The 26,750-nt window shown below is 62.0% G+C and carries 25 protein-coding genes; 16 read left to right on the top strand and 9 right to left on the bottom strand.

All coding sequences use genetic code 11. From position 1 onward, the window contains the following. The first annotated feature begins 42 nt into the window (after positions 1–42). The 3 genes from aceE (at position 43) to lpdA (ending at position 6,355) form a co-directional block, all read left to right on the top strand. The gene (aceE, locus tag BWP39_RS02650; protein ID WP_096716828.1) at positions 43–2,736 is read left to right on the top strand and encodes a pyruvate dehydrogenase (acetyl-transferring), homodimeric type; all 2,694 of its coding nucleotides are present in this window, start codon (positions 43–45) and stop codon (positions 2,734–2,736) included. A 74-nt stretch (positions 2,737–2,810) separates the two neighbouring features. Continuing rightward, entirely contained in the window at positions 2,811–4,463 is a 1,653-nt protein-coding gene (gene aceF / locus BWP39_RS02645) for a dihydrolipoyllysine-residue acetyltransferase (protein ID WP_096718471.1), read from the top strand. Positions 4,464–4,567: 104 nt separating this feature from the next. Continuing rightward, positions 4,568–6,355 (top strand): dihydrolipoyl dehydrogenase, encoded by a 1,788-nt coding sequence (gene lpdA, locus BWP39_RS02640; RefSeq protein WP_096716827.1) that lies wholly within the window; start codon positions 4,568–4,570, stop codon positions 6,353–6,355. A 158-nt stretch (positions 6,356–6,513) separates the two neighbouring features. On the opposite strand, the gene BWP39_RS02635 is transcribed toward lpdA, so the two are convergent. Further along, positions 6,514–7,086, bottom strand: coding sequence for a phasin family protein (locus BWP39_RS02635; protein ID WP_096716826.1), 573 nt, complete (start codon positions 7,084–7,086; stop codon positions 6,514–6,516). A gap of 746 nt (positions 7,087–7,832) precedes the next feature. Here BWP39_RS02635 and pbpG point away from each other — a divergent pair. Further along, positions 7,833–9,032 carry a D-alanyl-D-alanine endopeptidase gene (gene pbpG / locus BWP39_RS02630; protein WP_096716825.1) on the top strand — a complete coding sequence of 400 codons (1,200 nt, stop codon included), beginning with the start codon at positions 7,833–7,835 and terminating at the stop codon, positions 9,030–9,032. Between the two features lie 108 nt (positions 9,033–9,140). Here pbpG and BWP39_RS02625 read toward each other — a convergent pair whose 3' ends face one another. Further along, positions 9,141–9,962 (bottom strand): IclR family transcriptional regulator, encoded by an 822-nt coding sequence (locus BWP39_RS02625; RefSeq protein ID WP_096716824.1) that lies wholly within the window; start codon positions 9,960–9,962, stop codon positions 9,141–9,143. A gap of 189 nt (positions 9,963–10,151) precedes the next feature. Here BWP39_RS02625 and BWP39_RS02620 point away from each other — a divergent pair, with 189 nt between their 5' ends. Next, positions 10,152–10,874, top strand: a complete 723-nt coding sequence (locus BWP39_RS02620; protein ID WP_096716823.1) for a (Fe-S)-binding protein — start codon at positions 10,152–10,154, stop codon at positions 10,872–10,874. Between the two features lie 52 nt (positions 10,875–10,926). Further along, positions 10,927–12,339 (top strand): lactate utilization protein B, encoded by a 1,413-nt coding sequence (locus BWP39_RS02615; protein ID WP_096716822.1) that lies wholly within the window; start codon positions 10,927–10,929, stop codon positions 12,337–12,339. A gap of 16 nt (positions 12,340–12,355) precedes the next feature. On the opposite strand, the gene BWP39_RS02610 is transcribed toward BWP39_RS02615, so the two are convergent. Beyond that, positions 12,356–12,889, bottom strand: a complete 534-nt coding sequence (locus tag BWP39_RS02610) for a hypothetical protein (RefSeq protein WP_096716821.1) — start codon at positions 12,887–12,889, stop codon at positions 12,356–12,358. Between the two features lie 258 nt (positions 12,890–13,147). On the opposite strand from BWP39_RS02610, the gene BWP39_RS02605 reads away from it, so the two are divergent. The 10 genes from BWP39_RS02605 (at position 13,148) to iscX (ending at position 20,159) form a co-directional block, all read left to right on the top strand. Further along, a complete protein-coding gene (locus BWP39_RS02605) occupies positions 13,148–13,384 on the top strand; it encodes a hypothetical protein (protein WP_096718469.1) in 237 nt (78 codons plus the stop codon). 130 nt (positions 13,385–13,514) lie between these two features. After that, complete coding sequence (locus BWP39_RS02600) at positions 13,515–14,015, top strand: low molecular weight protein-tyrosine-phosphatase (RefSeq protein WP_096716820.1); 501 nt, start codon at positions 13,515–13,517, stop codon at positions 14,013–14,015. 124 nt (positions 14,016–14,139) lie between these two features. Beyond that, positions 14,140–14,670 carry a Fe-S cluster assembly transcriptional regulator IscR gene (gene iscR, locus BWP39_RS02595; RefSeq protein WP_096716819.1) on the top strand — a complete coding sequence of 177 codons (531 nt, stop codon included), beginning with the start codon at positions 14,140–14,142 and terminating at the stop codon, positions 14,668–14,670. 61 nt (positions 14,671–14,731) lie between these two features. Next, positions 14,732–15,955, top strand: a complete 1,224-nt coding sequence (locus tag BWP39_RS02590) for an IscS subfamily cysteine desulfurase (RefSeq protein WP_096716818.1) — start codon at positions 14,732–14,734, stop codon at positions 15,953–15,955. A 50-nt stretch (positions 15,956–16,005) separates the two neighbouring features. Next, positions 16,006–16,422, top strand: a complete 417-nt coding sequence (gene iscU / locus BWP39_RS02585) for a Fe-S cluster assembly scaffold IscU (RefSeq protein ID WP_096716817.1) — start codon at positions 16,006–16,008, stop codon at positions 16,420–16,422. Positions 16,423–16,532: 110 nt separating this feature from the next. Further along, the gene (gene iscA / locus BWP39_RS02580) at positions 16,533–16,856 is read left to right on the top strand and encodes an iron-sulfur cluster assembly protein IscA (RefSeq protein ID WP_091014251.1); all 324 of its coding nucleotides are present in this window, start codon (positions 16,533–16,535) and stop codon (positions 16,854–16,856) included. 116 nt (positions 16,857–16,972) lie between these two features. Then, entirely contained in the window at positions 16,973–17,500 is a 528-nt protein-coding gene (hscB, locus tag BWP39_RS02575; protein ID WP_096716816.1) for a Fe-S protein assembly co-chaperone HscB, read from the top strand. An 83-nt stretch (positions 17,501–17,583) separates the two neighbouring features. Continuing rightward, positions 17,584–19,455 carry a Fe-S protein assembly chaperone HscA gene (hscA, locus tag BWP39_RS02570; protein WP_096716815.1) on the top strand — a complete coding sequence of 624 codons (1,872 nt, stop codon included), beginning with the start codon at positions 17,584–17,586 and terminating at the stop codon, positions 19,453–19,455. Positions 19,456–19,604: 149 nt separating this feature from the next. Further along, positions 19,605–19,946, top strand: a complete 342-nt coding sequence (fdx, locus tag BWP39_RS02565; protein ID WP_096716814.1) for an ISC system 2Fe-2S type ferredoxin — start codon at positions 19,605–19,607, stop codon at positions 19,944–19,946. 15 nt (positions 19,947–19,961) lie between these two features. Continuing rightward, on the top strand, positions 19,962–20,159 hold the full coding sequence (iscX, locus tag BWP39_RS02560) for a Fe-S cluster assembly protein IscX (RefSeq protein ID WP_091014236.1): 198 nt from the start codon (positions 19,962–19,964) through the stop codon (positions 20,157–20,159). Between the two features lie 80 nt (positions 20,160–20,239). Here iscX and BWP39_RS02555 read toward each other — a convergent pair whose 3' ends face one another. The 6 genes from BWP39_RS02555 to recJ form a co-directional block, all read right to left on the bottom strand. Continuing rightward, positions 20,240–20,620: a type II toxin-antitoxin system VapC family toxin gene (locus BWP39_RS02555; RefSeq protein ID WP_096716813.1), complete on the bottom strand. Its 381-nt coding sequence runs from the start codon at positions 20,618–20,620 to the stop codon at positions 20,240–20,242. Next, a complete protein-coding gene (locus tag BWP39_RS02550; RefSeq protein WP_096718467.1) occupies positions 20,617–20,823 on the bottom strand; it encodes a DUF2191 domain-containing protein in 207 nt (68 codons plus the stop codon). The genes BWP39_RS02555 and BWP39_RS02550 overlap by 4 nt, the downstream gene beginning before the upstream one ends. 267 nt (positions 20,824–21,090) lie before the next feature. Further along, entirely contained in the window at positions 21,091–21,780 is a 690-nt protein-coding gene (locus BWP39_RS02545) for a glycine zipper 2TM domain-containing protein (protein ID WP_096716812.1), read from the bottom strand. Between the two features lie 307 nt (positions 21,781–22,087). Then, positions 22,088–23,614 (bottom strand): lysine--tRNA ligase, encoded by a 1,527-nt coding sequence (gene lysS / locus BWP39_RS02540; RefSeq protein WP_096716811.1) that lies wholly within the window; start codon positions 23,612–23,614, stop codon positions 22,088–22,090. A 150-nt stretch (positions 23,615–23,764) separates the two neighbouring features. Further along, positions 23,765–24,869, bottom strand: a protein-coding gene (prfB, locus tag BWP39_RS32225; protein ID WP_096716810.1) for a peptide chain release factor 2 whose coding sequence is annotated in 2 segments (ribosomal slippage) — positions 23,765–24,787 and positions 24,789–24,869 — 1,104 coding nt in all. Because the reading frame shifts where the segments join, the coding sequence is not laid out codon by codon here. Positions 24,870–25,038: 169 nt separating this feature from the next. Beyond that, a complete protein-coding gene (gene recJ / locus BWP39_RS02530; RefSeq protein ID WP_096716809.1) occupies positions 25,039–26,745 on the bottom strand; it encodes a single-stranded-DNA-specific exonuclease RecJ in 1,707 nt (568 codons plus the stop codon). Positions 26,746–26,750: the final 5 nt, after the last annotated feature.

Below are 26,750 nucleotides of genomic sequence, written 5' to 3'. Positions count from 1 at the left end.
GTCGTCTGTCCGAAGAGCATTCCTTTAATTCAGGAGACAAGCATGTCCGCTGTACCCGACGAAGTCATGAAATATGTCGCCGCCGAGAAAGACGACGACCCACAGGAAACCGGCGAATGGCTTGAAGCGCTAAATGGCGTGATTTCCGCGATCGGACCCGACCGCGCGCATTACCTGATCGAAAAACAGATTGAATTCGCCCGTGTACACGGCGAACACCTGCCGTTCTCGGCAAACACCCCCTACATCAATACGATTCCCGTCGCGCGTCAGGCGAACATCCCCGGCGACCAGGACATCGAACACCGCATCCGTTCGTACACGCGCTGGAATGCCATCGCGATGGTGCTGCGGGCGGGCAAGGACACGAACGTCGGCGGCCATATCGCATCGTTTGCGTCGGCTGCTACGCTCTATGACGTCGGCTTCAACCACTTCTGGCATGCGCCGTCGCCTGAGCATGGCGGCGACCTCGTGTTCGTGCAGGGCCATTCGTCGCCGGGTGTGTACTCGCGCGCGTTCCTGCTCGGCCGTCTGACGGAAAACCAGCTCGATAACTTCCGTCAGGAAGTGGGCGGCGAGGGTATCTCGTCGTATCCGCACCCGTGGCTGATGCCCGACTTCTGGCAGTTCCCGACCGTGTCGATGGGCCTTGGCCCGATCATGGCGATCTATCAGGCGCGCTTCATGAAGTACCTGCAGGCGCGCGGCATTGCGAAGACCGAAGGCCGCAAGGTATGGGCGTTCCTTGGCGACGGTGAAACGGACGAACCGGAATCGCTCGGCGCGATCGGCATGGCCGGCCGCGAGCGGCTCGACAACCTCGTGTTCGTGATCAACTGCAACCTGCAGCGTCTGGACGGTCCGGTGCGTGGCAACGGCAAGATCATCCAGGAACTGGAAAGCGAATTCCGCGGTGCCGGCTGGAACGTGATCAAGGTCGTCTGGGGCAGCCGCTGGGATGCGCTGTTCGTGCGCGATCGCTCGGGCGTGCTGATGCGCCGGATGATGGACGTCGTCGACGGCGAATATCAGACGTACAAGTCGGAGTCGGGCGCTTTCGTGCGCGAGCATTTCTTCAACACGCCGGAATTGAAGGCGCTAGTCGCCGACTGGTCCGACGATGACATCTGGAATCTGAACCGCGGCGGTCACGACCCGCACAAGATTTACGCGGCGTTCCAGGAAGCGTCGAATTCGCAAGGCCAGCCGACCGTCATTCTCGCGAAGACGATCAAGGGCTACGGCATGGGCGAAGCTGGCCAGGCGATGAACATCACCCACCAGCAAAAGAAGCTGCACGTCGATCAGCTGAAGAAATTCCGCGATCAGTTCCGTCTGCCGATCTCCGACGAAGATCTCGTCAACGTGCCGTATCTCAAGTTCGAAGAAGGTTCGAAGGAACTCGAGTACATGCGCGCGCGGCGCCAGGAACTGGGTGGCTATCTGCCGGCCCGCCGCCAGAAGGCGGAGTCACTGCCGGTGCCGGCACTCGACGTGTTCGAGCCGCTGCTAAAGGGCACTGGCGAAGGCCGTGAGATCTCGACGACGATGGCGTTCGTGCGGATCCTCAACATCCTGCTGAAGGACAAGGCGCTTGGCAAACGCATCGTGCCGATCGTGCCGGATGAGTCGCGCACGTTCGGTATGGAAGGTCTCTTCCGTCAGATCGGCATCTGGAATCAGGACGGCCAGAAGTACGTGCCGGAAGATTCCGACCAGTTGATGTTCTACCGTGAATCGGAAACCGGTCAGATCCTGCAGGAAGGGATCAACGAAGCCGGCGGTATGTCGGACTGGATCGCGGCCGCGACGTCGTATTCGACGCACGGCGAGATCATGATTCCGTTCTACATCTTCTACTCGATGTTCGGCTTCCAGCGCATCGGCGATCTGGCGTGGGCTGCGGGCGACATGCGTTCGCGCGGCTTCCTGCTGGGCGGCACCGCTGGCCGCACGACGTTGAACGGCGAAGGTCTGCAGCACGAAGACGGCCACTCGCTGCTGTGGGCGGCTTCGGTGCCGAACTGCATCAGCTACGACCCGACTTTCGGCTACGAACTTGCGGTGATCATGCAGGACGGTCTGCGCCGCATGGTGCAGGACCAGGAAGACGTGTACTACTACGTCACGGTGATGAACGAGAACTACGAGCACCCGGCGATCCCGCAGGGCGAGAGCGTGGCTGCGGACATCATCAAGGGCATGTACGCGTTCCGCAAGGCGGATGAGTCGAAGGCGCCGCACGTGCAACTGATGGGCGCCGGCACGATCTTCAACGAAGTCATCGCCGCCGCCGACCTGCTGAAGAACGACTGGGGCGTCGCTGCGGACTTGTGGAGCGTGCCGAGCTTCACGGAACTCGCGCGCGAAGGCCACGAAGTGCAGCGCTGGAACCTGCTGCACCCGAGCGAAGAAAAGAAGGTGTCGCACGTCGAGAAGCTGCTCAAGGGCGCGCAAGGTCCGGTCATCGCATCGACCGACTATGTGCGTGCACTGACCGAGCAGATTCGCGCGTTTGTGCCGCAACGCTTCGTCGTGCTGGGCACCGATGGCTACGGCCGCTCGGACACGCGCGAAAAGCTGCGTCACTTCTTCGAAGTCGATCGTTACTGGGTCACCGTCGCCGCGCTGAACGCGCTGGCCGACGAAGGTACGATTGAGCGCAAGGTCGTTGCCGATGCGCTCAAGAAGTACAACCTTGATCCCGCCAAACCCAACCCGATGACCGTTTAAGGCATCACCCCCCGCGTGCATCGCGCGTGCCTCCCCGCATGGGAGAGGCGCGCGCGGCCCAGGAGACACCCACAATGAGTCAAGCGATCGAAGTGAAGGTGCCGGACATCGGCGATTACAAGGACATTCCTGTGATCGAGGTGCTGGTGAAGGCGGGTGATGCCGTCGAGAAAGAGCAGTCGCTCGTCACGCTGGAATCCGACAAGGCGACGATGGATGTACCGAGCCCGGCATCGGGTACGGTGAAGGAAGTGAAGGTCAAGCTCGGCGATACCGTGTCCGAAGGCACGCTGATTGTCGTGCTCGATGGTGCGGAAGCGGCAGCGAAGCCTGCGCAGGTGAATGGTGCGGCTGCTGCTGCATCGGCACCCGCTGCTGCTCCTGCCGCAGCGCCGGCGGCACCGGCCGCGAGCGGTGGCGGCGTTCAGGAAGTGAAGGTACCCGATATCGGCGATTACAAGGACGTGCCGGTAATCGAAGTGGCCGTGAAAGTCGGCGACCGTGTCGAGAAGGAACAGTCGCTCGTTACGCTCGAATCCGACAAGGCAACGATGGACGTGCCGAGTCCGGCCGCCGGCATCGTTAAGGAAATCAAGGTCAAGGTAGGCGACTCGGTGTCGGAAGGCTCCGTGATTGTGTTGCTCGAAGGCGAGGGCGCGGCGGCTGCACCTGCTGCTGCACCGGCAGCGTCGGCAGCAGCTCCGGCACCTGCCGCAGCCGCACAGAAGCCGGCCGCAGCAGCACCGGCCGCACCGTCGGCGCTCGCTCAGGCACCGTCTATTCCGGCCAGCGAAGGCGGCGCGCACGCAAGCCACGCATCGCCGTCGGTACGCAAGTTCGCACGCGAACTCGGCGTCGATGTATCGCGCGTGCAGGGCACTGGCCCGAAAGGCCGCATCACGCAGGACGACGTCACTGCCTTCGTGAAGGGCGTGATGACCGGTCAGCGCGCGGCACCGGCTGCGAGCGCACCGGCTGCCGCGGGCGGCGGCGAGCTGAATCTGCTGCCGTGGCCGAAGGTCGACTTCACGAAGTTCGGTCCGATCGATCCGAAACCGCTGTCGCGTATCAAGAAGATCTCGGGTGCGAACCTGCATCGCAACTGGGTGATGATTCCGCACGTCACGAACAACGACGAAGCGGATATCACCGAGCTCGAAGCGTTGCGCGTGCAACTGAACAAGGAACACGAAAAGGCCGGCGTGAAGTTCACGATGCTCGCGTTCGTGATCAAGGCGTGCGTATCGGCGCTGAAGAAATTCCCGACGTTCAATGCGAGTCTCGACGGCGACAACCTCGTCTTCAAGCAGTACTACAACATCGGCTTTGCCGCCGACACGCCGAACGGCCTGATGGTCCCGGTGATCCGCGATGCGGACAAGAAGGGGCTCGTCGACGTCGCGAAGGAAATGGCCGATCTGTCGAAGGCCGCGCGCGAAGGCAAACTGAAGCCGGATCAGATGCAGGGCGGCTGCTTCTCGATTTCATCGCTGGGTGGGATTGGCGGAACGAATTTCACGCCGATCATCAACGCGCCTGAAGTCGCGATTCTCGGTTTGTCGCGCGGTGCGATGAAGCCAGTGTGGGACGGCAAGCAGTTCGTGCCGCGCCTCACGCTGCCGTTGTCGCTGTCGTACGATCATCGCGTGATCGACGGTGCGGAAGCTGCGCGGTTCAATGCGTATCTGGCGTCTATTCTTGCCGATTTCCGGCGTGTGATTCTTTGATTGTCGATGGATGACCGGTACGACCGGAGCGCCGCTAATGGTGGCTCCGGTCGCGCTTCGCGCGCCGGTCCGATCGATCGCGATCAACAGGAGAAGGGGACACTATGAGTCTCGTCGAAGTGAAAGTACCGGACATCGGTGACTTCAAGGATGTCGATGTCATCGAGGTCAACGTCAAGCCCGGCGACGTCATCGAGAAAGAGCAGTCGCTGCTGACGCTCGAATCGGACAAGGCGTCGATGGAAGTGCCGAGCGATACCGCCGGCACCGTGAAGGAAGTGCGCATCAAGCCGGGCGACAAGGTGTCGCAAGGTACGGTGATCGCGATGGTGGAAACGTCGGCTGTATCTGGGGCTGCGCCGGCGAAGGCACCGGAAGCGGCCGCAGCGAAACCGGCTGCGACGAGTGCCGCGCAAACCGCGGCACCGAAAGCAGCCGCACCAGCGCCCGCGCCGCAAGCCGGTAGCTTTTCAGGCACTGCCGACGTCGAATGCGACATGCTCGTACTCGGCGCTGGCCCTGGCGGTTATTCGGCAGCATTCCGCTCCGCCGATCTCGGCATGAAGACCGTACTCGTCGAACGTTATTCGACGCTCGGCGGCGTGTGTTTGAACGTCGGCTGTATCCCGTCGAAGGCGTTGCTGCACACCGCGCTCGTCATTGACGAAGCGGCGGCACTCGGCTCGCACGGCATCACGTTCGGCAAGCCGCAGATCGATCTCGACAAGCTGCGTGACTTCAAGTCGGGCGTCGTCAAGAAGCTGACCGGCGGTCTCGCCGGCATGGCGAAGGCGCGCAAGGTCGAAGTGGTGACGGGCGTCGGTACGTTCGTCGATCCGCACCATATCGAAGTCGTCGCCGAAGGCGGCAAGAAGGTCGTCAAGTTCAAGCAGGCGATCATCGCGGCCGGGTCGCAGGCAGTAAAACTACCGTTCATTCCGGAAGATCCGCGCGTCGTCGATTCGACCGGCGCGCTCGAACTGCGGCAGATTCCCCAGCGCATGCTGGTGATCGGCGGCGGCATCATCGGTCTGGAAATGGCCACGGTCTATGCCACGCTCGGCTCGCAGATCGACGTCGTCGAAATGCTCGACGGTTTGATGGCCGGCGCGGACCGCGATCTCGTGAAGGTCTGGGAAAAGTACAACAGCAAGCGTTTTGCCAACGTGATGCTGAAGACGAAAACCACGGCCGCCGAAGCGAAAGCGGACGGCATCTACGTGTCGTTCGAAGGCGAGAAGGCTCCGGCCGAACCGCAACGCTACGACCTCGTCCTGGTTGCAGTGGGCCGCAGCCCGAACGGCAAGAAGATCGGTGCCGACAAGGCCGGTGTTGCAGTAACCGACCGCGGTTTCATCGACGTCGACAAACAGTTACGCACGAACGTCCCGCACATCTTTGCGATCGGCGATATCGTCGGACAGCCGATGCTTGCGCACAAGGCCGTGCACGAAGGACACGTCGCAGCCGAAGCGGCACACGGCGAGAAAGCCTACTTCGACGCACTGCAGATTCCGTCGGTGGCCTACACCGATCCGGAAGTGGCATGGGCCGGCAAGACCGAAGAGCAGTGCAAGGCCGAAGGCATCAAGTACGGCAAGGCTGTATTCCCGTGGGCCGCATCGGGTCGCGCCATCGCGAATGGTCGCGATGAAGGTTTCACGAAGCTGATCTTCGATGAAGAGACACATCGCGTGATCGGTGGCGGAATTGTCGGTCTGAATGCCGGCGACCTGATCAGCGAAGTCTGCCTCGCGGTCGAGATGGGTGCAGATGCCACCGATATCGGCAAGACCATCCATCCGCATCCGACGCTCGGCGAATCGGTGGGCATGGCGGCTGAACTGTACGAAGGTGTCTGTACCGATCTGCCGCCGCAAAAGAAGAAGTAACGCGACGGTGTGAAACGCCCGAACCTCGATGGGGAAGGGCGCAAAACAGGCGTAAAAACAGGCGAAAAAAAACCGGTGCACCCTTTGCGGGGTGCGCCGGTTTTTTACTACCGCGAGAGGACTTGCACTGCGCGGTTTAACGCGCAGTCATAAAGCTCTTAGGCAGTCTTCTTTGCCGAACGCGAAGCTTGAGCAGCTGCTTGCGTGGTGGCCTTCTGGGCAGCGGCTGCTGCCGCGTTGAAGTTGCTTTCAGCGAGTTCGACAGCTTGCTTCGTTGCCTTGTGAACCGTTTCGTACGTCGTGTTAGCGGCGGTGATAGCCGACTTGATCACGGCGACAGCGGTTTCCGAACCGGCCGGTGCGTTCTTCGCGACGTTGTCGACGAGTGCTTGCACCTTGCGATTCTGTTCTTCGTATTGCGCTTCAGCAACACGGGCGAATTCAGCTTGCGTAGCCGATGCGATCTCATACAGGTGACGGCCGTACGACAGAACCTTCTCAGCGACCGGCTGTGCCAGGCTGGCTTGCAGCGCGAGCAGTTCCTGAGCGTCCTTCACCGACAGCGCGCGCTGGGCGTTTTCCTGGCTTTCTGCGAGCGTCGACTTCACGACTTGCAGGTTCAGTTCGACCAGCTTTTCAACGCCTTCGAATGCTTTCGACGTCAGGCCGAACAGCGCTTCGAGGTTAGCTTTCTGGGCAGCGGCGAATTGCTCGGGGGTCAGCAGACTCATGTTTGATACTCCTGGATTACGGCCGTCGGGCGCAGACCGTGTGGGGTTAACGACAAGAACTGGATAATTGCGGCACACATTTGGGTCATGCACCGTTTGGTGCAGGGTTTGTGCATCGCAACAATGGTTCCCATTTTAGGACGGCCGCAATGGATGTCAAGTACTTTTTGTGCGTCGCACAATATCGAGAATTTGCCGATAAAACAATGCGTTATGCGGCTTGCATCTGAGATTGATGATGCGGCTGGAAGCCGCGTCTGCACTGGGGCGGTGCGAATGCTGACAGCCTTCGATGGCTACTTTATGGTGCGTTGCCGACGAATATTCGACAAACGGCATAAAATCCTCGATCGACGTAAACCGGCGACTGTCATGGAACGTTAACTTGCACGCGAAGTCGAACGCGCGTCGTGCTGTTTTACAGCAGTCATTTAACACGCGATGGCGCTGTTTCAGGCCGCCAAGGCATGCTGGACAAGGCAGTTGAGCGGCCCACCCGATGTCTGACCGTGTTTCCCCTGATCAAGTGTTTGCCGGAACGGCCGTTAAGCCGGAAGCCGGAATCGGTGCCCAGTTTGGACCGGTCCACGCGATCGTTTTTTTCGATTGAACAAGGAACTTATTCGCTTTTCTCAATCAATCCTTACATCTAGGTTTAACGAGAACGGATAAGTACTTAATATTGCTAATTTTTCGCGGTTTTACTACACTTGCGGAAAACTCCTGCCGCTCCATTCAGAACACCAATGAAAACCAACCTGTTTTCGTCGCTTAAAGTGATCCACGGCGCGGCCTTCAGCATGGCGCTGTCGGTGGCTGCCTCGGCGGTCATCGCTGCGGCGTTCGCTGCGCCTGTCGACGCGTTTGCCGCGTCGACCGCGACTCAGGCTCAATCTTCCAAGGCATCCAAAACCGGCAAGGCGACCCGCAAGGTGGCGCCCGTGGCCGGCAAGGCTGCTAACGGTAAGGTTGCTGCGCGTTCGTCCAAAACCGCCATGAAGACTGCGGCGGCCAAAGCCGACGATGACGCGCCGCGCGTCGTCGCGAAGAAACGGCGCGTTGCCTATTCGATGAACGGCCGCCACCACGGCGTGGTCCGGCGTGTCGCATTCGAGCCGCGTCCGCCCACCGTCGGTCAGGCATTCGGTCTGCACGACACGCCCGATGCGCTCGCGCTGCGCTCCAGTGTCGCCTACGTCGTCGACCAGAATACGGCTGAGCCGCTCTTCGACAAGAATTCCCACGCCGTCGTGCCGATCGCGTCGATCACCAAGCTGATGACTGCAATGGTCGTACTCGATTCGAAAGCGTCGATGACCGAGCAGATCGAAGTCACCGATGAAGACCGCGACTACGAGAAGAACACCGGCTCGCGTCTGTCGGTCGGTTCGGTGCTGTCGCGCGAAGACATGCTGCACATTGCACTGATGGCGTCGGAGAACCGCGCCGCAGCCGCGTTGTCGCGCTACTACCCGGGCGGTCGCCCTGGCTTCCTCGCGGCAATGAATGCGAAGGCGAAAGCGCTTGGCATGGCCGACACGCATTTCGAAAATTCGACGGGTCTGACTAGCCAGAATGTGTCGAGTGCGCGCGATCTCGTGAAGATGGTCAATGCGGCCTATCAATATCCGATGATCCGCGAGTTCTCGACCGATCGCAGCTACGACGTGTTCACCGGCAGACGTACGCTGGCGTATCGCAGCACGAATGCGCTGGTGCGTAATTCGACGTGGGATATCGGTCTGCAGAAAACCGGCTTCATCAACGAAGCAGGTGAGTGCCTCGTCATGCAGGCGAACATCCACGGCCGTCCGATGATCATGGTGCTGCTCGATTCCTCGGGCAAGTACTCGCGTTTCGCAGATGCGGTGCGCCTGCGCACGTGGCTCGACAATGGCGGCGAAGCGCGGATTACCAGCGCGGATGCCGGCGGTACGGGTACCTGAGCACCTCATACCGGTACGGCCCAGGCCGTCGGTTAGACATGCTTCAAGTAAAAGAGCCTCGCAATCGCGAGGCTCTTTTACTTGAAGCAGCAGGTTGCGCCAGATCAATCAGGCGGGATGTTGCGCGTGGCCGTGCAGGTTGTGAGTTTTTTGCGCTGCGTCCACGTGATAGCCGAGCGATTCGGAAATAACAAACGCCGTCTTGCTGACCTGACCGAGCCATGAATCCTGCAGACGGTCCGCAGGGGCCGACAGCGAAAGCCCAGCAACGAGCTTGCCCGTATCGTCGTAGATGCCCGCAGCGATGCAGCGCACACCCAGTTCCAGCTCTTCGTTATCGCGTGCGTACAGATGTTGCCGCACGTGGGTCAGTTCGCGTTCGAGTTTGGTCAGATCGGTGATGCTGTTCTGCGTATGGCCTGACAGACCGGTGCGGGTCGCATAGGCGCGTACGCGCGTGGCTTCATCCGCGGCGAGGAACAGCTTGCCGACCGACGTCAGATGCAACGGCGCACGTCCGCCGATCGCGCGCACCACCTGCATGCCGGAGCGTTCCGAGTAAGCACGCTCGATATACACGATCTCATCGCCCTGGCGCACCGACAGATTGACCGTTTGCCCGGTCAACCGATGCAGTTCGCGCATCGGCATCAACGCCGCATCGCGCACCGACAAACGCGCTTTCACCAGATTACCGAGTTCGAGAAGCCGCATGCCCAACCGATAGGTGCCCGGATCCGAGCGATCGACCAGCCGGCACGTGACCATATCGTTGAGGATGCGGTGCGCCGTGGAAGGATGCAGCTCGGTGCGCAGCGCAAGTTCTTTCAGGCTGACCGGGTCGCTGTGCGCCGCGAGGGCATCCAGCAGGCGCATCATGCGCTCGATCACCTGGATCGAAGTCTTGGGATCCGGGTTCGTTTCGCTCATGGAGAATAATCAGTTGACGCGTCAAACAGCGGAAATTGATTGTATCTCGTATGGTGAAAAAAGCGAACGCCATCCGAGGCGGCATTCCAATCTGCGCGGTCCCTCTCGCGTGTATGTCCGCCACGGGTGTCGCGTATCATCGCGTATCAAACAAAGCACAATCGGCAACGTTCCCCCGAAGGAGGCCCCATGCGAGTCGGATTGTTCGTCACTTGCCTGATCGACCTGATGCGCCCGGAAATCGGCTTCTCGACGATCAAGCTGATCGAACGCGCTGGCTTCGAGGTGATCGTGCCGCCCGCACAGACCTGCTGCGGACAACCGGCTTACAACTCGGGCGAGCGCCGCATCGCGCGCGATCTCGCGGAAAAAGCGGTACGCGAGTTCGAGCAGTTCGACTATCTCGTGATTCCCTCTGGATCGTGTGGCGGCATGATCCGCGCGCATTACGGCGATCTGTTCCGCGACGATCCCGAGTTGATGAACCGCTACAACCGGCTGCGACCGAAGGTGTTCGAGCTGACCGACTTCCTCGTCAATGTCGCGAAGATCGAACTGGCGGACGTCGGTTTCGAGGGGGCAGTGACGTATCACGACTCGTGTTCGGGCCTGCGTGAACTGGGCGTCAAGACACAGCCGCGCGCATTGCTCGCGCAGGTCGGCGTACCCGTTACGGAAATGAAGGGTTGCGAGCACTGCTGTGGTTTCGGCGGGACGTTCGCAGTGAAGTATGGCGACATCTCCACCGCGATCGTCGATGAGAAATGCGCGAACATCAGCGCGAGCGGTGTGGGGGCGGTGGTGCTGGGCGATCTCGGCTGCATGCTGAATATCGAAGGCCGCTTGCGTCGCACCGGCGATACGACGACGCGCGTGCTGCATATCGCCCAGGTACTCGCCGGCGACGCCTGATCGCGCCGCTGCATTCGTACATCACGTCTTCCACGATCTCTTCAGGGCCGCCATGCAAGTTCAATCGATGCACTTCAAGGCGCGCGCAGGCCAGAAGCTTGCCGATCAGCGTCTGCAGCAGAACCTCACCAAGCTGTCGACCAAATTCGTTTCCGCGCGTGCCGAAGCGATCACCGCAATCGATTTCGCGGCGACCCGCGACGCGCTGAAAGCGCGCCGCAACCGCGCGCTGGAAAACCTCGATGTCTGGCTCGAAACCTTCGAGCGCGAAGCAAGCCGCCGCGGCGTTACGGTGCTGTTCGCGGAAACGACCCGGCAGGCGGCGCAGATCGTGGCCGACATTGCGCGCCGGCATGATGTGAAGAAGGTCATCAAGACGAAGTCGATGGTGTCGGAGGAAATGCGGCTGAATGCGGTGCTCGGTGAAATGGGCGTGCAGTCCATCGAGACCGATCTCGGCGAATACATTCTGCAGATCAACGACAACGAACCGCCGAGCCACATCATTGCGCCTGTCGTGCACAAGGACAAGGACGAGATCGCCGATCTGTTTGCGAAGACGCATCAGCGGCCACGTCTCACGGAAATCCCCGACATGACGCGCGAAGCACGCGAGGTGCTGCGCCCGCATTTCATGACCGCCGACATGGGCGTGACCGGCGGTAACTTCGTGATTGCGGAGACGGGGTCGGTGGCGATCGTCACCAACGAAGGCAACGAGGGCATGTGTACGGTGATGCCGCGCGTGCATGTCGCGATAACGGGCATCGAGAAGGTCCTGCCGACGCTCGAAGACCTCGCCACGGCCATGCGGCTGTTGCCGCGCTCGGCGACCGGCCAGGCGACGTCGAACTATTTCTCGTTACTCACGGGCCCGCGTGGAGCGGACGATCAGGATGGGCCCGAACATATGTATGTCGTGCTCGTTGATGGTGGGCGTACGGGGCTGATCGGCGGCGACTTTCAGGAGATGCTGCGCTGTATCCGCTGCGGCGCGTGCATGAATCACTGTCCGGTGTATCAGAAGGTCGGCGGCCATGCTTATGGATGGGTCTATCCGGGGCCGATGGGGTCGGTGCTGACGCCGAGCTATGTTGGTATCGACAACGCTCTCGACCTGCCGCAGGCCGCGACGCTGTGCGGCGAATGCAACAGCGTTTGCCCGGTGGGGATTCCGCTCTCCGACCTGCTGCGCAAGTTACGCGAGAAACAGGTGGAGCGGCGGCTGCGTCCGTGGCGCGAGCGGGTTGGGCTTGCGGTATGGGGGTATCTCGCGCTGCATCCCGATGCGTACGCGCTGCTCACGAAACTGGCCGTGCGCGTGCTCGAGAAAATGGGCGGACAGAAGCGCGCGATCGCCCGGCTGCCGCTAGGCGGTGGCTGGACTAATACACGCGATATGCCCGCGCCAGTTGGACGAACGTTCCGTGAGCTATATAAGGCGCAGCGCAGTCATATCGGTTGATCGCCGCAGGGCGCGATCAGTGCTGCCTGCCCGGTGACGTCCACTGGCCGCCGCCATTGCCCCCACCGCCACATTTAATGCCGTAATCGCCGCAGGCCCAGCCTTTATCCCCACGGCCGCCGTTTCCTCCGCCGTTACCGGCTTGCGGCGGTGGGTTGTTCGGGCGTCCGTTGCCGGGATTGCCGTGCCATCCGCCACCCGGCGCATTGCCTTGCGGTTGCCCGCCGCGTTGCCCACCGTCGTCGGGCCTGCGATGCCAGCCGCCGTCGTCAGGACGTCGCCGGTCGTTGCCGTTCCAGTAGGGCCGGTCGCCATAGCCGCGCCCACCGTAATACGACGGGCCTGAATAGCCGCCACCGCCGTAGCCCAGATACACATTCGATTGCACCGGCACTCCGCCGTAGGCGCCGCCGTCGCCATAACCCGGGCTACCGTAGTTGCCGTAGTCGCCATACATAGGGGAGCCGTCCGGGTAGGCGGCACATCCGGTCAGCATCGCGGCGAGCGCGAGGCCGGCAAAGGGCGCGAGGCGTTTCAGGAGAGAGGGCATCGATGCGGTCCAGAAGAGGAGATCTGCCCTGATTTTCCACTGACAACCTCATTACGTCTGTATGACTTTGTAAGTTTTCTCTCGAACCGCAACCCCGCTCCTGACCGCGAGGTGCGCCGATGCCGGAGCGACACTGTTCGTGCGGACGCAACACTGTATTCTGGTTACACGGGTTTTTCCGGATTGCGTCTCCCTTTATGATTTAACCGAGGCGCAGTGGGTCACGAACTCCTGGCGTCGACCGAAGAGAAGAGCATCATGAGAAAGACAATATCGATGTACTGGCCACTGGCCATCGTTGTGCCGCTTGCCACGGCGGCCGCCCTCCATGTGTGCAGCGACGTTGGATCGCGCGCATCGCAGGCGCCGCTCGCCGCCAACCAGTTGACCGCCGAACTGGCCCGCACCGTATCGTTCGGGCTCGTCGACGACGATGCCGGCATGCCCCTGAAACCGCTGCGTGCAGTGGCGATGCCGCTACCCGCTTCTTCCTGATATGTAGACATGCCTGGCGTGGGTTGTGCCAGGCATGTCTGCGTGGACCTTTGTATAATCGCGGCACTTATTTTTAGCTGTATTTCACCTCTGCGGCGTAGCCGCACAAAGACCATCCGATAGCCGCCCGATGAAAACAATCGCCATCTGCTTTGTCTGTCTCGGGAACATCTGCCGTTCCCCGACCGCGGAGGGCGTGATGCGGCATCAACTCATCGAAGCAAAGCTGGGCGAGCGCATCCACGTCGATTCGGCGGGTACCGGCGACTGGCATGTCGACGAAGCCCCCGACGAACGCGCCCAACGTGCGGCCAGCCAGCGCGGCTACGACCTGTCGGTGTTGCGGGGCCGGCAGATCGATGTGGCGGACTTCGAGCGATTCGATCTGCTGATCGCAATGGACGACGCCAACGTGAGCGCGTTGCGCAAGCTTTGCCCGCCCGCACAACGCGACAAGATCCGCCTGCTCATGGAGTTCGTGCCGGAAACGGACAGCCGCTGGGCGGGCGCACGCGAGGTCACCGACCCCTATTTCGGCGGGGCGGCCGGCTTCGAACAGGTGCTCGATCAGTGCGAGGCGGCGTGCCGCGGGCTGGTGGCCGCATTGCGGCCGCAGCTGCTCCAGACATAGTTCAACGGGTTCAAAACGGGTTTTGTTAAGTAATGACCCAATTCGCGATAGGGATACTTGACTAAAACGCTCATGTATTTATACTTGACGAAAATTGTCGAGAATTGCGGACTCCCACACCATTATGAGACTCACCACGAAAGGCCGTTTCGCCGTCACGGCGATGATAGACCTGGCACTGCGCCAGGAGCAGGGCCCGGTGACGCTTGCGGGTATCAGCCAGCGCCAGCACATCTCCCTGTCCTACCTCGAACAGCTGTTCGGCAAGTTGCGCCGTCATGAGATCGTCGAGTCGGTGCGCGGGCCCGGAGGCGGGTACAATCTCGCCCGCCGCGCGGAGAACGTGACGGTTGCGGACATCATCATTGCCGTCGACGAGCCGCTCGATGCGACCCAATGCGGCGGCAAGGGCACCTGCGAAGGTACGAAACAGCACGACGGCCACTGCATGACGCATGAGCTATGGTCCACGCTGAACCAGAAGATGGTCGAGTACCTCGATTCGGTGTCGCTGAAAGATCTGGTCGACCAGCAGCGTTCGCGCGAAAGCGCGCCTGCTGTGCTGCGCGACAGGCGCAGCGAGGCGCCCGCGAGCGAAACGGTGCGCGCGGTGCCCAAAGGACCGAATTCTGTTTTCAATATGGCCGGTTCCTGAGGACGCCATAGAGCGAACCCGGAATGCAGAGTCCAGAACAAATATGTCCCCGGAGTAACTGATGAATAACGCTATCCCCCATCTGCCCATCTATATGGACTACAGCGCGACGACCCCGGTCGACCCGCGTGTGGTGGACAAGATGATTCCGTATCTGCGCGAGCAGTTCGGCAACCCTGCATCACGCAGCCATTCGTACGGATGGGATGCGGAGCATGCCGTCGAGGAAGCGCGCGAAAACGTCGCAGCGCTCGTCAACGCCGATCCGCGCGAGATCATCTGGACGTCGGGCGCGACGGAATCGGACAACCTCGCTATCAAGGGTGCGGCGCACTTCTACAAGAGCAAGGGCAAGCACATCATCACGGTGAAGACCGAGCACAAGGCCGTGCTCGATACCTGCCGCGAACTCGAGCGTGAAGGCTTCGAAGTTACGTATCTCGACGTGAAGGACGACGGTCTGGTCGATCTCGACGTGCTCAAGGCCGCGCTGCGTCCGGACACGATCCTGGTGTCCGTCATGTCGGTGAACAACGAGATCGGCGTGATTCAGGATATCGCGTCGATCGGCGAAATCTGCCGTGAAAAGGGCATCATTTTTCACGTCGACGCTGCTCAGGCAACCGGCAAGATCGAGATCGATCTGCAGAAGCTGAAGGTCGACCTGATGTCGTTCTCCGCACACAAGACGTATGGTCCGAAGGGCATTGGTGCGCTGTACGTGCGCCGCAAGCCCCGCGTGCGGATCGAAGCGCAGATGCACGGCGGCGGTCACGAGCGCGGTATGCGTTCGGGTACGCTCGCGACGCATCAGATCGTTGGGATGGGCGAAGCGTTCCGTATCGCGCGTGAAGAGATGGCGACGGAAAACGAACGCATCCGCATGTTGCGCGACCGCTTGCTGCGCGGCCTGTCGGAGATCGAAGAGGTTTACGTGAACGGCGAGATGGACAAGCGCGTTCCGCACAACCTGAATATCAGCTTCAATTTTGTCGAAGGCGAGTCGCTGATCATGGCGGTTAAGGATGTGGCGGTGTCGTCGGGTTCGGCGTGCACGTCTGCTTCGCTGGAGCCGTCGTATGTGCTGCGCGCACTCGGCCGCAACGACGAGTTGGCGCACAGCTCGATCCGCTTCACGGTGGGCCGCTTCACGACCGAGCAGGACGTGGACTATGTGATCAACCTGCTGAAGTCGAAGATCGCGAAGTTGCGCGATCTGTCGCCGCTGTGGGAAATGCACAAGGACGGTATCGATATTTCGACGATCCAGTGGGCTGCGCACTGACGCGCTACGCGGGATCGAATGCAGGTTGAAACGAATTAAGGAGTGTAATCATGGCTTATAGCGACAAGGTTCTGGACCATTACGAAAACCCGCGTAACGTGGGCTCTTTTGCGAAAGACGACGATGCAGTCGGCACCGGCATGGTCGGCGCGCCGGCGTGCGGCGACGTGATGAAGCTGCAAATCCGCGTCGGCGCGGATGGCGTGATCGAAGACGCGAAGTTCAAGACGTACGGCTGCGGTTCGGCGATCGCTTCGAGCTCGCTCGTCACCGAATGGGTGAAGGGCAAGACGCTGGATCAGGCGATGTCGATCAAGAACACGCAGATCGCGGAAGAGCTCGCACTGCCGCCGGTGAAGATCCACTGCTCGATCCTCGCGGAAGACGCGATCAAGGCGGCTGTTGCGGATTATCGCCAGCGTCACGGTGGCGAGACCGCAGCAGCGGACGACAAGCAGGCAGCCTGAGCAAGCTGTCTGACGCGGGTACGAGCTACGAAATACAGGTAGGGCTGCAGCGCGTGTGACCGGGTATGGCATCCGGCGTCACGATGCGAAGTGGAGCAATGAGAAACGCTATGGCAATTACGTTGACGGAAAAGGCAGCACAGCACGTGCAGAAGTACCTGGTGCGCCGTGGCAAGGGCGTCGGGTTGCGGCTCGGCGTGCGTACGACCGGGTGCTCAGGGCTTGCGTACAAGCTCGAGTACGTGGATGAACTCGCGCCGGAAGACGAAGTGTTCGAGTGCAACGGCGTGAAGATCATTGTCGATCCGAAGAGCCTGGCCTATATCGACGGTACGGAACTCGACTTCGCGCGCGAAGGGTTGAACGAAGGCTTCAAGTTCAATAACCCGAACGTCAAGGACGAGTGCGGCTGCGGCGAATCGTTCCGCGTATAAGTCCGCAGGGTGCGGCAAAAAGGCGGCGTGGGCCGCCTTTTTAATTTGCCCGCTTCCTCGCTACACAATCTGCTCCTTCCGCTCACCCCGAACCGAATCACACGACGACGTACACGATGGCCTCGCTGAACGACAGCCACTTCGATCTCTTCAATCTGCCGGCACGCTACACGCTTGACATGCGCGTGCTCGACGACGCGTATCGCACCGTGCAGGCGCAGGTGCATCCCGACCGTTTCGCTGCCGCTGGCGATGCGCAAAAGCGCATCGCGATGCAGTGGGCGACGCGCACGAACGAGGCCTATCAGACGCTGCGCGATCCACTGCGGCGCGCGACCTATCTGCTGACGCTGCGCGGTATCGATGTCGGTGCCGAGAACAATACGGCGATGGAGCCGGCGTTCCTGATGCAGCAGATGGAGTGGCGTGAAGGCATCGAAGATGCAGCAGGCGCGAAGAATGTCGACGCGCTCGATGCATTGCTTGCCGAACTGCGTGACGAAGAGCGCGTGCGCTTCACGAAGCTCGCGGCGTTGCTCGACAGCGGCGCGGATCAGGCGGCGAGCGAAGCGGTGCGGCAACTGATGTTCATCGAGCGCGTCGCGGCGGAGATCGACACGCAGATCGAGCGACTCGAAGCCTGACCCGACCTGAGCAAGCGACCGGCGCCCCCAAACAGCAATGCGATTCACGCGGGTGAATCGAACGATTCCGAAGAAGATCACAGATGGCCTTACTGCAAATCTCCGAACCCGGCATGGCGCCGGCACCGCACCAGCGGCGCCTCGCAGTCGGCATCGATCTCGGTACCACGAATTCGCTGGTCGCCGCCGTGCGTAGCGGCGTGGCCGACGTGCTGCCCGACGAGGATGGTCATGTACTACTGCCGTCGGTCGTGCGCTACCTGGAGAAGGGCGGGCGGCGTATCGGACGCGTAGCGAAGGCCGAAGCCGCCATCGACCCGCGCAACACAATTGTCTCGGTCAAGCGCTTCATGGGGCGCGGCAAGCACGAAGTGGAAGGCGCGGAGAACGCACCGTACGACTTCGTCGACGCGCCGGGCATGGTGCAGATCCGCACCGTCGACGGTGTGAAGAGCCCAGTCGAAGTATCGGCGGAAATTCTCGCCACGCTGCGCCAGCGCGCCGAAGACACGCTCGGCGACGAACTCGTCGGTGCGGTGATCACGGTGCCCGCGTATTTCGACGAAGCGCAGCGCCAGGCGACCAAGGACGCTGCACGCCTCGCGGGTCTCAACGTCCTGCGTCTGCTCAATGAGCCAACCGCGGCCGCGATTGCCTACGGTCTCGACAACGGCTCGGAAGGGCTCTACGCGGTGTACGACCTGGGCGGCGGTACGTTCGACCTGTCCATCCTCAAGCTGACCAAAGGCGTCTTCGAAGTGCTGGCCGCAGGCGGCGACTCGGCGCTCGGCGGTGACGATTTCGATCAGGCGCTGTATCGCTACGCGCTCGAGCAGGCCGATATCGCACCCGACACGCTTACGCCGGAAGACGTACGCGGTTTGCTCGACCGGGTGCGCGAGACGAAGGAAGCGCTGACGGATGCGCCGTACGTAGCGCTTTCGGTGCCGCTGTCGAGCGGCGCACAACTCGATCTGGCGATCAATGAAGGCACCTTCGAAACCGTCACGCGCGCGCTCGTGCAACGCACGCTCGGCCCGACGAAGAAGGCACTGCGTGACGCGAAAGTAACCACGGCGGAGATCAAGGGCGTGGTGCTGGTGGGTGGCGCGACGCGGATGCCGGTCATACGCCGCGCGGTCGAAGCTTTTTTCGGCCAGCCGCCGCTGATCAACCTCGATCCCGACCGCGTCGTGGCGCTCGGCGCTGCGATCCAGGCCGATCTGCTGGCGGGTAACCGCGGCGCGGACGGCGACGACTGGCTGCTGCTCGACGTGATTCCGCTGTCGCTCGGCGTCGAGACGATGGGCGGCCTGACCGAGAAAATCATTCCGCGTAACTCGACGATCCCTGTCGCGCGTGCACAGGACTTCACGACGTTCAAGGACGGCCAGACGGCGATGGCGATTCACGTCGTGCAGGGCGAGCGCGAACTCGTGTCCGATTGCCGCTCGCTTGCGCGTTTCGAACTGCGCGGTATTCCGCCGATGGCCGCGGGCGCCGCGCGGATTCGTGTGACGTATCAGGTCGATGCGGATGGGCTGCTGTCGGTGTTTGCCCGCGAGCAGTTGTCGGGTGTCGAGGCATCGGTGGTCGTGAAGCCGTCATACGGTCTTGCTGATGACGATGTCGCCCGGATGCTCGAAGACAGCTTCAAGACCGCGGAAGTCGACATGCGCGCGCGTGCGCTGCGCGAAGCGCAGGTCGAAGCGCAACGCCTGCTCGAAGCGACCGATGCGGCACTGGCCGCCGACGGCGAACTGCTCGACGAAGCCGAACGCGCCGAGCTCGACGCGCATCTGGCTGCATTGCGTGCGGTAGCGCAGGGTGATGACACCGACGTCATCGAACACGCGACCCGCACGCTCGCCGAAGCCACCGACGAATTCGCCGCCCGCCGCATGAACAAGGGTATTCGCCGCGCGCTCGCGGGGCGCAAGCTCGACGAGATCTAGGCGCAGTAGCGGTTGCCGGATGGCGCAAGTAAGCCGGTCCGGCGCATCACGACCACAGCCGCGCGCTGCAACGAGAACGTCGCGCGCTGCCAGTAAAATGACGCGGAGCCGGTTGTGGCGGCCGCGCCTCACGAATAAACGGAATACGTATGCCTCAAATCGTTGTGCTGCCTCACGTCGAACTGTGCCCCGAGGGCGCGGTGATCGACGCTGTGCCGGGCAAGAGCATCTGCGACAATCTGCTGGATAATGGCATCGAGATCGAGCACGCGTGCGAGAAATCGTGTGCGTGCACGACGTGCCACGTGATCGTGCGCGAAGGGTTCAATACGCTGACACCTTCGGAAGAAGACGAAGACGATCTGCTCGACAAGGCGTGGGGGCTCGAGCCTGAATCGCGCCTGTCGTGCCAGGCGCTCGTGCCGGAAGGCGAAGATCTCGTGGTGGAAATTCCGCGGTACTCGATCAACCATGCGAAGGAAAATCACTAACAGGAGCGAGCAGTCATGAAGTGGACCGACACGCAAGAGATCGCAATGGCGTTGACCGACAAGCACCAGGATATCGATCCGCAGCAGGTGCGCTTCACCGATCTGCACCGCTGGGTGATGGAACTGGAAGGCTTCGACGACGATCCTAATCGCTCGAACGAGAAGATTCTCGAAGCGATTCAGGCGGCGTGGATCGAAGACGCTGATTATTAAGTAGGGAGTAGGCACGCCGCGCAGCCTGTCTCTGTCTGTGCGGCGGAAACAACTTTGGCCGTCTCGGCCTCTGGAAAACTTCAGTGCACACGCGGCACGTAGCACACGTCGAACCGTTCGGTCAGCCGTCTGAGACGCTGGTCTAGCGTCCAGAATCGCGTGTCCGGCGTCAGCAGCGTTGACGCCAGTAACGTGCAATCCACCGCACCGCATCCCACTTCATATAAACGCTCACGCTCGATCAGGCCCGCCACCTCAGCGTGCGTGGCCAGTTGCGTCTGACGTAGCAGGGCGATATCGCTGAGTACTTGCGCACGCGGCTCTGGTGGCATGCCGCAGGTCAATTCGAGGACAACCAGCGGGTGCGTGACGCAAACATCCACTCGCAAAAGCTGCTGCAGTTCGGCGTTGGAGCGCCGGAAATGATCCACCCAGACCGAGGTATCGATCAGGATGTTCATCGGGACGTCCCATCCGGACGCCGTCGTGGAATCTCGGCCATCCCGGGTGCATGGCCGCCGAGCGCAGCGAGACGCTTGCCTGCCTGGATCCGGACGAACGTCTCCAGGGCTTCGCGGAACAGATCTGCCGCGCTGATTCCTGGCTCGGCGAGCTCGAGGGCACGCGTGTAGAGCAGGTCGTCGACGGTGACGGTAGTTCGCACGATCACTCCAATTGATGACGATGAGCATCAATTTTAGCATCAAATCGACCGGCAACAAGGACGGACGAGAATCCATGAGGCGAGCTCTGGAATGACGGACAGGCCGCAGCCAGCTATTTCGGCTGTCGGCCAGGAGGGATATCGGGGGCGGGGGATTTTCGGCGATCTGGGCTTGCATCCCCGGAAAGGGAATCGCCGTGTCGCTTGCGGGTAGTGTAGATAAAGCGGGCGGCAGCGGCGGCGCATGCCGCCGCTGCACGCAAAAACCTAATTCATCGCGACGAGCGTGCCGTGCTCGATCTGCACGCGTTCGCCTTGCTGAAACGGCGGCGCGTCGTGGTACGTGAAGTAGCGCGCCTTACCGCTTTCCATCCGCACTCGCACCGAATACGCGGTCGTGCTGCGCAGATGACGCTCCACCGTGTTGCCGGCCAGACCGCCACCAAGCACGCCAAGAACCGTCATCGCGGTACGGCCGCCGCCACCGCCGAACTGGTTGCCGACCAGGCCGCCGGCAACAGCGCCACCGACCGCGCCAATACCGGTTCCATGACCTTCCTGACGTGTCACTGAGATCGCTTCAACGGTGCCGCAGCTCGAGCAGTAAGCGGGCTGGGCAGGCTGTTGCTGCGCATACTGCTGCTGCCCATACTGCGGGGCTTGCTGCGCAGCGTACTGTTGCTGTTGCGACGGCGCTTGCACCTGTTGCTGCTGCGGTTGCTGCTGCGCATACATCGCCGGATTGGCCGGCTGGGCAGAACCGACAACCGGCTGCTGCGCAACCTGAGCCGCCTGCGTCTGATTATTCTGCGCATCGTTGCTCGATGCCGTCGGAAAGAGCCCGGTGACCGCAGCCGTCGCAGCGAGGCTGGCGACGAGGACGGCGCCGGCCGCGGTCGCGACGAGCGGATGCATACGGCGTTTTTCGGTGGGCTGGGTAGCGTTCATAGGGTCCATGAGTGGCCTCCGTCTCAAGCAGAGTCGATTGTTACGAAGCTAAGTGTCCGACACAGGCGGTCCGGCCGGGTTTCAATTTGTAACGAATTCCACGCGGTGTACTGCGAGGAAAGTGCGGCGAAGCGGCGAGAGGCAGATAGAGCCTTGAATTTCCGGCCATCGCGGGCGCCGCTACGTGCTCCGATGGGTGCCCGGCGCAACAGGTCTCGCGCGGCTTTTACTGATAGTTACAAAGCGTCATGAAAAGAAAGAAGGGCGACCGGTGTGAACCGGCCGCCCTCGGCATTCATTCAGCAAAAACGCTGCTTCAGTCTTCGCGGCGCAGATGCGGGAACAGGATCACGTCGCGGATGCTCGGGCTGTCGGTGAGCATCATCACCAGACGGTCGATGCCGATGCCGCAGCCACCGGCCGGCGGCATGCCGTATTCGAGCGCGCGGATGTAGTCGGCGTCGTAGTACATCGCTTCTTCGTCGCCGGCTTCTTTCTGGTCGGCCTGCTTCTTGAAACGCGCCGCCTGGTCTTCCGGATCGTTGAGCTCCGAGAAGCCGTTGGCGATTTCACGCCCGGTGATGAACAGCTCGAAGCGTTCGGTGATGCCGTCGAACTTGTCCGATGCGCGCGCAAGCGGTGACACCTCGAGCGGATAGTCGACGATGAAGGTCGGCTCCCACAACTGGGCTTCGGCGGTCTCTTCGAACAGCGCCAGTTGCAACGCGCCGACGCGTGCGTTGAGGAACTGCGGCTGCGACGCATCGACACCGAACTTCTTCAGTTCAGTGCGCAGGAATGCATCGTCAGTGAGTTGCGCGTCGGTGTACTGCGGCGCGAACTTTTGAATGGCCTGGTTGATCGTCAGACGATGGAACGGCTTCGACAGATCGAGTTCGCGACCCTGGTAGCTGATGGTCGCGCTGCCGAGCGCATCGACGGCGGCCTGGCGGATCAGTTGCTCGGTGAAGTCCATGATCCACGTGTAATCGGTGTACGCCGCGTAGAACTCGATCATCGTGAATTCCGGATTGTGGCGCACCGAGACGCCCTCGTTACGGAAATTCCGGTTGATCTCGAACACACGCTCAAAGCCGCCCACTACCAGCCGCTTCAGGTACAGCTCCGGCGCGATGCGCAGGAACATCTGCATATCGAGCGCGTTGTGATGCGTGACGAACGGCTTGGCGGTTGCGCCGCCGGGGATCGGATGCAGCATCGGCGTCTCGACTTCCATGAAGTCGGCGTCGGCCATGAACTTGCGGATCGACGACATCGCCTTCGTGCGCGCGACGAAGGTCTTGCGTGTTTCCGGCGTGACGATCAGGTCGACGTAGCGCTGGCGGTACTTCATTTCCTGATCGGCGAGGCCGTGGAACTTGTCCGGCAGCGGGCGCAGCGACTTCGTCAGCAGGCGCAGCTCGGTGCAGCGCACCGACAGTTCGCCCTTGTTAGTGCGAAACAGCACGCCGCGCGCCGCGACAATATCGCCGAGGTCCCACTTCTTGAACGCGTCGTAGGTTTCCTGGCCGACGTCAGCCGGCGTGATGAAGAACTGGATCTGCCCCGAGCCGTCGCGCACGGTGGCGAAGCTCGCCTTGCCCATCACGCGCTTGAGCATCATGCGACCGGCGAGCGCGACTTCGAGCGGCTTCGCTTCGAGCGCTTCCTTGTCGATGTCGGCGTACTGCGTCTGCAGATCGTCGGCGTGATGTGTGGGGCGGAAATCGTTAGGGTAGGCGACGCCCTGTTCGCGCAGCTCGCGCAGTTTCTCGCGACGCTCGGCGATGATCTTGTTTTCGTCCGGTTCGGGCGCGGCGTTCGGCTGATTCGGTTCGGTCATGATGGTTCGGTAGTCGGGAAGGTCCCGCAACGACAGGGGGAGTGCGTCTACAGGCGCGGACTCGGGGCAGCGGCGGTGCCGGACTTCAGCCGGCGGGGATCACGAGACGGGCAACACTGCGTGCCACGTGATTCCCGCCGCGCGGGTGCATCAAACGCCCTGTTTCAGGCTGGCGCTGATGAACGGATCGAGGTCGCCGTCGAGCACGCTCTTCGTATTGCTGATTTCGACGTTGGTGCGCAGATCTTTAATACGGCTGTTATCGAGCACGTACGAACGGATCTGATGGCCCCAGCCCACATCGGTTTTGCTCGATTCGAGCTTGTCCTGCTCGGCCTGGCGCTTGCGTATTTCGGCTTCGTACAGACGCGATTTCAGCATCGCCATCGCTTCGGCGCGGTTGCGGTGCTGCGAGCGGTCGTTCTGACATTGCACGACGATGCCCGACGGAAGGTGCGTGATCCGCACGGCCGAATCGGTCTTGTTGATGTGCTGTCCGCCCGCGCCCGAAGCGCGGTACGTGTCGATGCGCAGATCGGCCGGATTGATGTCGACTTCGATCGAATCGTCGATTTCCGGGTAGACGAACACCGATGAGAACGACGTATGCCGACCACCCGACGAATCGAACGGCGACTTGCGCACGAGCCGGTGAATACCGGTTTCCGTACGCAGGAAACCATACGCGTATTCGCCTTCGATCTTGATCGTCGCATTCTTGATGCCTGCGACATCGCCTTCCGACTCTTCGAGCACTTCGGCCTTGAAGCCCTTGCGTTCGCAGTAGCGCAGATACTGGCGCAGCAGCATGGCGGCCCAGTCGCAGGCTTCGGTGCCGCCAGCGCCGGCCTGGATGTCGAGAAACGCGTTGTTCGGATCGGCCGGGTTCGAGAACATCCGGCGGAATTCCATGTCGGCGACGCGCTGTTCGAGTGCGGCTGCGTCGGTTTCGCAGGCGACGAGCGTGTCCTCGTCGTTTTCCTCGCGCGCCATGTCGAACAGGTCCTGCGCGTCGCGCAGATCGCCGTCGAGCGCGGTCAGCGTGTGCACCACGCCTTCGAGCAGTTTCTTTTCCTTACCGAGCCCCTGTGCGTGCTTCGAGTCGTTCCAGACGTCGGGGTCTTCGAGTTCCTTGTTGACTTCGGCTAGACGCGCGGCTTTGGCGTCGTAGTCAAAGATACCCCCGTAGCTCGCCTGCGCGCTGGCGCAGGTCCGCGAGGGAGCTTTCGATTGAATTCTGGCGTTCCGCTTCCATGTCGGTCTTCTTGCTTTCCGCTGCTGTAAAAGGGGGAAATTATAGCGCATCGGGGGCGCGCAGCCGTCCCGGCGAGGCTGTCTGTCGCGGGGTTTGGCGGTTTTTTCGGGGTTTGCCGTGCGTTGTATGCCGCAATCGCCGCGTCACTGCGGCGCAGCGGTAGCGCAGGTTAGCCCGCCGCGTGCTCGACGATCAGTTGCACCCGCGACACGCCGTTCCACATGTCGCTGGTCAGCCGGTAGGCGAGCGTCGTGCGCGTCGGCAGCGGCTCGGTGTGGTTGAACCAGATCGCATTGAAGCGTTGTCGGCCACGCAGCAACTGCAGCTTCAGATGCTTGTCCTTGACGAGCGCCTGCGACGCGATTTCGAACTCGCCCGAAAAAACCGGCGCCGGAAAGCCCTGGCCCCATACGGCCGCGTCGAGCAGCGCGACGAATTGCGGTGTGAAATACGCGTCTTCGAGATCGCCGTCGGTTTCGACGATGCGCGCGAGCGCGTCTTCGCTGAGCCATTCGCGGCCGATCGCTTCGAAAGCCGCCGAGAAACGCGGCACATCTGCTGCCGCGATCGTCATGCCGGCCGCCATCGCATGGCCGCCGAACTTCACGATCAGCCCCGGCTCGCGCTTCGATATCAGATCGACGGCGTCGCGCAGATGGAAGCCTGGGATCGAGCGGCCGGAGCCTTTGACGAGGACGCCGCTGTCGTCGGCGGGCGCGAACGTGAACGACGGCCGGTGAAATTTCTCTTTCAACCGACCCGCGACGATCCCGATCACGCCCTGGTGCCAACTTGGGTTGAACAGGGTGATCGTCGCGGCGCCCGCCGGGTCCACCGCCGAAAGATCCGCGAGCGCCTGCTGCTGCATGCCGGCCTCGATTTCGCGCCGCTCGCGGTTCATGCCGTCGAGTTGTTGCGCGAGTTCCCAGGCGCGGCCGATATCGTCGGTGGTCAGGCATTCGATGCCAAGCGACATGTCCGACAGCCGTCCCGCCGCATTGAGCCGCGGACCGAGCGCGAAGCCGAGGTCGAAACCGGAGGCGCTACGCGCGTCGCGCGCGGCCGCGCGAAACAGCGCGGCGATGCCCGGCTGCATCCGGCCCTTGCGGATACGCTGCAACCCCTGCGCGACCAGCACGCGGTTGTTGCCGTCGAGCTTCACGACATCCGCGACGGTGCCGAGCGCGACGAGATCGAGCAGGCCGTCCAGACGCGGTTCGGGCTGTGCTTCGTCAAATGCGCCGCGCTTGCGCAGTTCGGCGCGCAACGCGAGCAGCACGTAAAACATCACGCCGACGCCGGCGATGCATTTGCTCGGGAACGTGCAGCCCGGCTGGTTCGGATTGACGATCGCGCGGGCGGCGGGCAGCGTGTCGCCGGGCAGGTGGTGATCGGTGACGAGTACGTCGATGCCGAGTGCGTTGGCCGCCTCGACGCCGTCGACACTCGCGATGCCGTTATCGACGGTGATCAGCAGATCGGGTTTGCCGGCCGGCCGCGAGGCGGCGAGCGCGACGATCTCCGGCGTGAGGCCGTAGCCGTATTCGAAGCGGTTCGGCACCAGGTAGTCGATCTTCGCGCCGAACATGCGTAGCCCGCGCACCGCAACCGCGCAGGCGGTCGCGCCGTCGCAGTCATAGTCGGCGACGACCAGCATGCGGCGCTGGTTTTGTAGCGTGTCGGCGAGCAGCACGGCGGCCTCTTCACAGCCGCGCAACGCAGCGGGCGGCACCAGCCGCGCAAGGCCCGTTTCGAGTTCGTCGGGCTGGCAGACGCCGCGCGCCGCATAGAGCCGCGCGAGCACCGGATGCAGGCCGTGGCGGGTCAGTACTTCAGCGTCAGCGGGAGAGCACGTGCGCGTAACGATTCGAGTCATGCAGC

The sequence above is a fragment of the Paraburkholderia acidicola genome, assembly GCF_002362315.1.
Classification (GTDB): domain Bacteria; phylum Pseudomonadota; class Gammaproteobacteria; order Burkholderiales; family Burkholderiaceae; genus Paraburkholderia; species Paraburkholderia acidicola.
Note: the sequence above shows the minus strand (reverse complement) of the source record. Positions and strands in the feature narration are given on the sequence as shown.